The organism is Pseudomonas sp. BS-2016 (genome assembly GCF_001806145.1).
Taxonomy (GTDB): domain Bacteria; phylum Pseudomonadota; class Gammaproteobacteria; order Pseudomonadales; family Pseudomonadaceae; genus Aquipseudomonas; species Aquipseudomonas lundensis.
Window position 1 is genome coordinate 1 of sequence record NZ_MLCT01000157.1, and the last position, 2165, is coordinate 2165.

At 57.6% G+C, this 2165-nt stretch carries 2 protein-coding genes; both read left to right on the plus strand.

The annotated features are described in order from the left end of the window. Window positions 1-1562, plus strand: a 1562-nt coding sequence (gene mnmG, locus BKD70_RS23275) for a tRNA uridine-5-carboxymethylaminomethyl(34) synthesis enzyme MnmG (protein ID WP_070415486.1), incomplete at its 5' end; no start/stop codon positions are given. After that, a partial coding sequence (gene rsmG / locus BKD70_RS23280) for a 16S rRNA (guanine(527)-N(7))-methyltransferase RsmG (protein WP_070415487.1) occupies window positions 1559-2165 on the plus strand: 607 nt, incomplete at its 3' end. The genes mnmG and rsmG, both read left to right, overlap by 4 nt.

A 2165-nucleotide genomic window follows, 5' to 3' on the forward strand; every position in this document is an offset into this window, starting at 1 on the left:
CCCTGGAAAACCAGCCGAACCTGTGGATATTTCAGCAGGCCGCCGATGACTTGATCGTCGAGCAGGACCAGGTACGCGGTGTCGTTACGCAAATGGGTCTGCGTTTTCATGCAGATTCGGTCGTACTGACCACGGGCACGTTCCTCGGCGGACTTATCCACATCGGTATGCAAAATTATTCCGGTGGTCGTGCCGGTGACCCGCCGTCAATTGCCCTGGCAAAACGTCTGCGTGAACTACCGCTGCGCGTCGGCCGTTTGAAAACCGGAACCCCGCCACGCATTGATGGGCGTTCTGTGGATTTCTCGATGATGACCGAGCAAGCCGGCGACACGCCGATCCCGGTCATGTCGTTCATGGGTTCCAAAGAACAGCACCCGAAACAGGTCAGCTGCTGGATTACCCACACCAACGCCCGAACCCACGAAATCATTGCCGCGAACCTTGATCGTTCGCCGATGTATTCCGGGGTGATCGAAGGCATTGGCCCGCGTTATTGCCCGTCGATCGAAGACAAGATCCACCGCTTTGCCGACAAGGAAAGCCACCAGGTCTTTATCGAACCCGAAGGCTTGACCACCCACGAGCTGTACCCCAACGGAATTTCCACTTCGCTGCCGTTCGATGTGCAAATCCAGATCGTGCAGTCGATTCGCGGTATGGAAAACGCGCACATCGTGCGTCCGGGCTACGCCATCGAGTACGACTACTTCGACCCGCGCGACCTGAAATACAGCCTGGAAACCAAAGTGATCGGCGGCCTGTTCTTCGCCGGCCAAATCAACGGCACTACCGGTTATGAAGAAGCCGGGGCCCAAGGTTTGCTGGCCGGGACCAACGCAGCATTGCGTGCACAAGGCAAAGACAGCTGGTGCCCGCGTCGCGATGAAGCCTACATCGGCGTATTGGTCGACGACCTGATTACCCTGGGTACCCAGGAACCGTACCGGATGTTCACATCTCGGGCGGAATACCGTCTGATCCTGCGCGAAGACAACGCCGACCTGCGCTTGACCGAAAAAGGTCGCGAGCTGGGCCTGGTCGATGACGCCCGCTGGGCGGCCTTCTGCAAAAAACGCGAAAGCATTGCGCTCGAAGAACAGCGTCTGAAAAGTACCTGGGTTCGCCCGGGCACGGAGCAAGGCGACGCCATTGCAGAAAAATTCGGCACGCCGTTGACCCATGAATACAACTTGCTCAACCTGCTTTCCCGCCCGGAAATCGACTACGCTGGTCTGGTCGAAGTGACTGGCCAGGGCGCAGAAGACCCACAGGTTGCCGAACAGGTTGAAATCAAGACCAAATACGCAGGCTACATTGATCGCCAGCAGGACGAGATCGCTCGGCTGCGCGCCAGTGAAGACACCAAACTTCCTGTGGATATCGACTACACCGGAATTTCCGGGTTATCGAAAGAAATTCAAAGCAAGTTGGGGATAACTCGGCCGGAAACCCTCGGGCAGGCTTCACGTATCCCTGGCGTCACTCCGGCAGCCATCTCGCTGTTGATGATTCATTTGAAAAAACGCGGCGCGGGCCGTCAGTTGGAGCAAAGCGCTTGAGTTCGTTGGTCACCTCGCAACACGCCGAAGAGTTATCCACAGGAGCGCGCCAGTTGGGCGTAGCCCTGACCGAACCCCAGCATGAGCTACTGCTGGGCTACCTGGCCCTGTTGATCAAATGGAACAAGGCTTACAACCTGACAGCAGTGCGTGACCCAGACGAGATGGTGTCGCGGCATTTGCTCGACAGCCTCAGCGTGATGCCGTTTATCGAAAATGGCCGTTGGCTCGATGTGGGCAGCGGCGGCGGCATGCCTGGCATCCCGTTGGCGATCCTGTTTCCCGAGTCCCACGTGACCTGCCTGGACAGCAACGGCAAGAAAACCCGCTTCCTGACCCAGGTCAAACTCGAACTCAAGCTGGATAACCTGCAAGTTATCCACAGTCGTGTCGAAGCATTCACGCCTGAACTGCCTTTCAACGGGATCGTGTCTCGGGCGTTCAGCAGCATGGAGAACTTCAGCAACTGGACACGCCACCTGGGCGACCGTGATACCCGCTGGTTGGCAATGAAGGGCGTTCATCCAAGCGACGAGCTGTTAGCATTGCCGGCAGACTTCCACCTCGATAGCGAACACGCCTTGGCCGTACCTGGTTGCCAAG